This is a genomic window from Streptomyces sp. NRRL WC-3549, from assembly GCF_000721935.1.
Lineage (GTDB): Bacteria > Actinomycetota > Actinomycetes > Streptomycetales > Streptomycetaceae > Streptomyces.
Window position 1 is genome coordinate 49,277 of record NZ_KL585423.1, and the last position, 5,521, is coordinate 54,797.

General features: G+C 70.6%; 5 protein-coding genes and 2 pseudogenes. 2 read left to right on the forward strand and 5 right to left on the reverse strand.

The annotated features are described in order from the left end of the window. Together IH13_RS0126560 and IH13_RS0126565 are read left to right on the forward strand one after the other, a co-directional pair. Positions 1–246: pseudogene (locus IH13_RS0126560) on the forward strand (IS630 family transposase); the annotation flags it as partial. A gap of 228 nt (positions 247–474) precedes the next feature. Continuing rightward, entirely contained in the window at positions 475–2,067 is a 1,593-nt protein-coding gene (locus tag IH13_RS0126565) for an MFS transporter (RefSeq protein ID WP_031088506.1), read from the forward strand. A 102-nt stretch (positions 2,068–2,169) separates the two neighbouring features. Here the strand turns inward: IH13_RS0126565 and IH13_RS0126570 are convergent, their stop codons facing one another. The 5 genes and pseudogenes from IH13_RS0126570 to IH13_RS0126585 form a co-directional block, all read right to left on the reverse strand. Continuing rightward, complete coding sequence (locus IH13_RS0126570; RefSeq protein ID WP_234433395.1) at positions 2,170–2,919, reverse strand: TetR/AcrR family transcriptional regulator; 750 nt, start codon at positions 2,917–2,919, stop codon at positions 2,170–2,172. 284 nt (positions 2,920–3,203) lie between these two features. Further along, positions 3,204–3,392, reverse strand: a complete 189-nt coding sequence (locus tag IH13_RS44985) for a hypothetical protein (RefSeq protein WP_031088509.1) — start codon at positions 3,390–3,392, stop codon at positions 3,204–3,206. Positions 3,393–3,551: 159 nt separating this feature from the next. After that, positions 3,552–3,608: pseudogene (locus IH13_RS45840) on the reverse strand (hypothetical protein); the annotation flags it as partial. Next, positions 3,605–3,934, reverse strand: a complete 330-nt coding sequence (locus IH13_RS44995; RefSeq protein ID WP_234433396.1) for an acyl carrier protein — start codon at positions 3,932–3,934, stop codon at positions 3,605–3,607. The gene IH13_RS44995 and the pseudogene IH13_RS45840, both read right to left, overlap by 4 nt. A gap of 199 nt (positions 3,935–4,133) precedes the next feature. Next, positions 4,134–5,504: a glycoside hydrolase family 43 protein gene (locus IH13_RS0126585; protein ID WP_051835933.1), complete on the reverse strand. Its 1,371-nt coding sequence runs from the start codon at positions 5,502–5,504 to the stop codon at positions 4,134–4,136. Positions 5,505–5,521 lie beyond the last annotated feature (17 nt).

A 5,521-nucleotide genomic window follows, 5' to 3' on the forward strand; every position in this document is an offset into this window, starting at 1 on the left:
GAGCAGGGGGCCTCCCGGCCGCCGGCCCTGCCCGCCTTCATCGGCGTCCTGGAGACGGTGGCCCAGGCCCACCCCTACCCGTGGCTCCAGGTTCTGGTGCACGGGCAGGAGGCGCCCCGCTTCCGGGACGTACGCGGGTGGCTGGCGAGGAATCCGCGCGTCACCCTGCACCACGCCCCGGCCGACTGCGCGTGGACCGGTCTCGCCGAGGTCCTGCTGCGGCTCGGCGGACCGGCGACGGGGTGACGGTTCCGTTGCCCTCGGAGCAGGGCACCAGCCTGGTCGCGTTCCACACCGGGGAGCGCTGAGGCGCGGAAGACAGACCCGCCGCGACCGCGAGAAGGCGACCCCCGGACAGGATGCCCACCGCCGATGAGTACAGAACACGCAGTGCGTACGCGATACGCGCGTACGTGATACGCTCAGCGTGTTGCGTACTCAGGGTCTTGACGCAGGAAGGCATGGACGTCCGCCATGACAGAAATCAAGCCCCGGGCGGGGCTCAAGGAATGGCTCGGCCTCGTGGTGATCGTCCTGGTCACCCTGCTGATCGCCATTGACATCTCGGTGCTCGGCTTCGCGGTCACGCCCATCAGCGAGTCGCTGCGGCCGAGCGCCACCCAGCTGCTGTGGATCATGGACATCTACAGCTTCGTCCTGGCCGGCGCACTGATCACGATGGGCTGGGTCGGTGACCGCTTCGGCCGCCGCAAGCTCCTCATCATCGGCGCCCTGGTCTTCGGCATCGCCTCCGCGCTCGCGGCGACGGCGGACGACGCCGAGACGCTGATCGGCGCGCGCGCCCTGCTGGGGCTCGGCGCCGCGACGCTGACGCCGACCTCGCTGGCCCTGATCCGCAACATGTTCCAGGACTCCAAGCAGCGCAAGACCGCCATCGCCGCCTGGAGCGGCACGCTCGCCACCGGCGCGGCCATCGGCCCGGTCGTCGGCGGGCTGCTGCTGAACAACTTCTGGTGGGGCTCGGTCTTCATGGTCAACACCCCGGTGATGGTGCTGGTGCTGATCCTGGCCCCGATCCTGCTCCCGGAACGGCGCGACCCCTCACGCGGCAAGCTGGATGTCCTGGGCGCGGTCCTGTCGGTGGCCGGCATCATGCCGTTCATCTACGGCCTCAAGGAACTGGCCGTCGACGGCTGGGACCGTGACTCCGCGATCTGGGCCGCGGCCGGCGCCGTCCTGCTCGTCGCCTTCGTACTGCGCCAGCGCGCGACGTCCCACCCGCTGATCGACATCTCGCTGTTCCGCTACGGCGGCTTCACCGGATCGGTCATCACCAACCTGATGGTGATGTTCTCGTTCATGGGCGTCAGCATCCTCACCAACCAGTTCCTCCAGATGGTGCTGGGCATGACACCCTTCCGGGCGGCTCTGTGGTCCATGGCGGTGATGCCGGCGATCGGCATCGCGGTCGGCCTGGTCTCAGCCCTGTCCCGCAAGGTCAGGCCGGTCTACCTGGTCTCCAGCGGCATGCTCGTGATGGCCGCGGGCTTCGCCGTGCTGAGCCGTCTCACCGTGGAGTCGAACGTCGCCGTCCTGCTGGTGGGCGTGGGGCTGATGGCGGCCGGTATGACGGCCTCGAAGACGCTCACGGCGGAGATCGTGCTCACCTCGGCGCCGAAGGAGCACGCGGGATCGTCCACGGCCACCTCGGAGACGTTCACCGAGTTCGGCAGCGCGTTCGGTTTCGCCGTCATCGGCAGCATCGGTTCCGCCATCTACCGGCATGACATGAACGCAGTGAGCCCGGCCGGACTCGGCGGCGAGGCGCTGGGCGCGGTACGCAACACCATCGGCGGCGCCGCCACGGTCGCCGCCGAGCAGCCGGCCGCGATCGGTGCCGAACTGATCGCCGCGAGCCGTGAGGCGTTCACCCACGGCCTCCAGGTGGCGGCGCTCTCCGGGGCCGCCACCATGGTGGTGGTGGCCGCGATCGTCGCGATGCTGCTGCGCAGCGTGCCGATCGAGACGGGCGAGCCGATCGACCCGTACGACAACGACGCCCCGGCGACCGTCCCCGCCACCAAGCGCATGCAGACCACGGCCTGAATCGCCGGGATCGGACGAAGGGGGCCGGGCCCCCACCCTCGGGTGGAGAACCGGCCCCCTTCCGACGCCCGGGCCGCGTCGGATTCCGACGCCCGGACCGTGTCAGGTGAGGGGCTTCTCGCCGTTACGGATCCGCACCAGCACCTCGACGCCGTCCAGCACCCGCTGGAGGCCGAAGGTGAAGTCGTCCTCGGGTTCGTCGAACGCCCCGGCCTCCAGCAGCTCCGCGATCGCGGGGAACGAGCTGGCGTCGGCGTACTTGGCCAGCGCGCGGCCGTAGTTGGCCATCAGGTCCTCTTCACTGATGCCCTGGGTGACCACGCCGAGCGACAGCTGCACGTTGTTGCGCACGTAGCCGATCATCAGCATCATCACGGCCAGCTTCTCGTCCGGCCGCAGACTGGTACCGCCCAGGGTGCGCAGGCCGCACTCCAGCCAGCTGAGCTGTCTCTTATACGATGTGTATAAGAGACAGATCCACGGGTGACGCCGGAAGACCTCCTGGAAGGCCCGGGCCCACTGCTCCAGGCCGGCGCGCCAGTCCCCCTCGGCGGTGTCGATGCGCGGCGGGGTGCCGTACGCCATGTCCAGCATCAGCTGTCGCAGCTCGTCCTTGCTCGACACATGCCGGTAGAGCGACATGGTGCCGAAGTCGAGGCTCTTGGCGACGCGGGCCATGGACAGCCCGGCGAGGCCGTCGGCGTCCGCGGACTCGATCGCGGCCGTCACGATCCGCTCGACGCTCAGCCCCGTCCGCGCGGCGCGCTGTTCGCGGTTACGGAGTTCCCAGAGCACAGCGATGCTGTTCGGCAGGCCGGCGCCTTCCGCGCTCGTTCCTTCACTGGTCGTCATCTCGTGCCTGCCTTCATCGGAAGCCTTCCATGCGTATCACGCACGCATAGAGCATCGTATACGCCGAGGCCCCCCCGGACGCGGGGTCGGGGCGACACCGAGGTGGGGAGACGGTGTGAGACCGCTCTCGGTGAGCTCGGGGACGGCTCACACCTGCCCTGGGCCGGGAGGGGGGCCACTCGTACGCCGGTGTCCCAGGGGTTTCGAGGAGCCGGAGCCCCCGCCGTCTCGCGGGCCGGCTCCTTGCCCTTACGCGGGCCCGGTTCAGCCCGGGCCCGCGGGCCTCAGACGCCCACCATCGTGGCGGCGAGCTCAGCCGACGGGCGGCCGAGGAGCTGTCGGCACTGCCGCAGGCCGCGCGCGCTGTTCCAGCCGAGGGCGCCGACGGGCATCCCGCCGCGGTGGTACGCGGCGACGAACTCACGCCCGGCCGTGGACCCGCTGACGATCTCCGTCCGTGCGTCCGGGGGCACCAGCCGATGGTCTGGATCTTCGCCCCGAACTGATGGGTCCAGCCGAAGGGCACGGGAGCGTACGGCCGGCCCCCGGCGTCCCCCGAGAGCAGGTTTGCCCACGACCTGCGCGCCGAGGACGAGCCGCACTCCGTGGTCGCGGTGCAACCCGGCCACGAGCTCACCGACCTCCGCGCCGACCTGGTGCTCCAGGGGCTGGGCGTTCGTGTCGATCAGGGTGACGTCGAGCCCGGCCTCACGGGCGGTGTCGGCGCCAGCCGGCAGCCGGTCACCTCGCTGATCCGGTTCCTCGGTTCCAGCGCCGTCAGCGAGTCGAAGCCGATGTCGAGAAACCCCCGCTCCGGTGCGACGGCTTCGGCGCCGGAGTGTCCGAGTACGGCGGCGGCGTGACCGCGCACCAGGTCCAGCAGGGTCCGTTCACGGCCCTCGGTGTCCATCCCGGTCAGACGGGCGACCAACGCTGCCGGGGTGGCACCCTTCGTGCGGGTCCGTACCACGGGGACGCCCTCGGTGAGCACCACGTCCCGTAGCAGGGCGGGCACTTCGCCGGGCTTCGCCCGGAGGGCCGGTACGTCGACGGCGAGCGGTACGAGCGCGGGCCGCCCGGACCGCAGTCCGGTGTCGAAGAGAGACGGAGGGCGTCGGCGGGGACGAGTGCGGGGCGGCCGACGGAGTCGGTGAACCGCGCACGGAAGCGCACAGATGTGTATAAGAGACGGGCTCTGCCCGCCCGTGGACGTCTCAGTCCGTGTAGACCTCGGCGCGGTCCACGCTGACGAAGGAGGCCGCCGACCGCGGGTCGTGCTCACCGGTGACACGGACCCGCAGGGTGTGCCGGCCGGAGGCGAGCCGGGGGCTGAGGTACTGGAGCGTCTCGCCCGTGCGGATGGCCCCGTAGAAGTCGACGCGCTCTTCCGGTCCGCCGTCGATGCTCAGAGCGGCGATGCCGTTGCCCGTGTCGCGTACGGAGAGCAGGGCGATGCGGGTGCCCGTGAAGGTGAAGGTGGCGGTCGCACCCGCGCTGTCGCTCCAGTGGTCGTCGCTCCAGAAGCACTGGGTGGCGCAGCCGGTGCCGGAGTTCCAGGCGCCGGTGTAGGCGACGGTCCCGCCACCGCTGGACCGGCCGTCGTCGTTGATCCAGTGGTTGCCGGAGCCGGGGTCGCCGGAGGGCAGGTCCTGGGTGGCGCCGAGCGCGAGCGGGCGGCCGAAGTCGGGGCTCCCGTCCGCCTTCCACGTGAACCGCTGGGCGCGGGTGGTGCGGTTGGAGTAGGTGAGGTCGGAGGTCGTCTTGGCGTGGTAGACGATCCAGTCCTCGGTGCCGTCGGGCGAGCGGAAGAAGGCGTGGTGACCGGGGCCGAACACCCCGTGGTCGTCGGCGCGTGAGAAGACAGCGCCGGGGTGCTGGGTCCAGTTGCCGGGCACCAGCGGGTCGGCGGCGTCGGGCAGGGACATCATCCGGACCTGGTAGTCGGGTTTCCCGGTGTCGCAGGCCGAGTAGGTCATCCACGTACGGCCGTTGCGGTAGAGGAATTCGGGTCCCTCCCGCACCTCCGGGCACCCGCCGTCGCCGTTGAGGGCGACCGCGTCGCCGGAGACCGTGTACGGGTTCGACATCGGGGCGATGTTCAGCCCGTTGTGCTGGTACTGGTTGATGCCGCTGTAGGCGAGGTACAGCCGGCCGTTGTGCTGGAGGATGCCCGCGTCGATGGCGAAGTCGTCCGCGTGGTTGGGCGGGGCGAGCTTCGCCTTGAAGTGGTAGGGGCCGGCCGGGTCGTCGCGTTCGGACTCCAGGACGTACAGGCGGTGATGGTCGTCGATGCCGTCGTCGGCGGTGTAGTAGAGGTACCAGCGGTCACCGAAGCGGTAGAACTCCGGGGCCCAGATGTCGCGGTTGCGAGACGGGTCGGAGTCGGTCCACACGGTCACCGGGTCGGCGGCGAGCAGGGTGCCCAGCGAGGACGAGCGCCACATGCGGATGCTGTCGCCCTGCGTGGTGGTGAGGTAGTAGGAGCCGTTCCAGTGCGTCATGAAGGGGTCGGGTCCGGCGTTCAGCGGATTACGGAAGGTGCCCGCGGCTGCCGCCTTCGGCGCCGGAGCCGCGGTGTCCGCCACCGCGGCCGGTGTGGCGG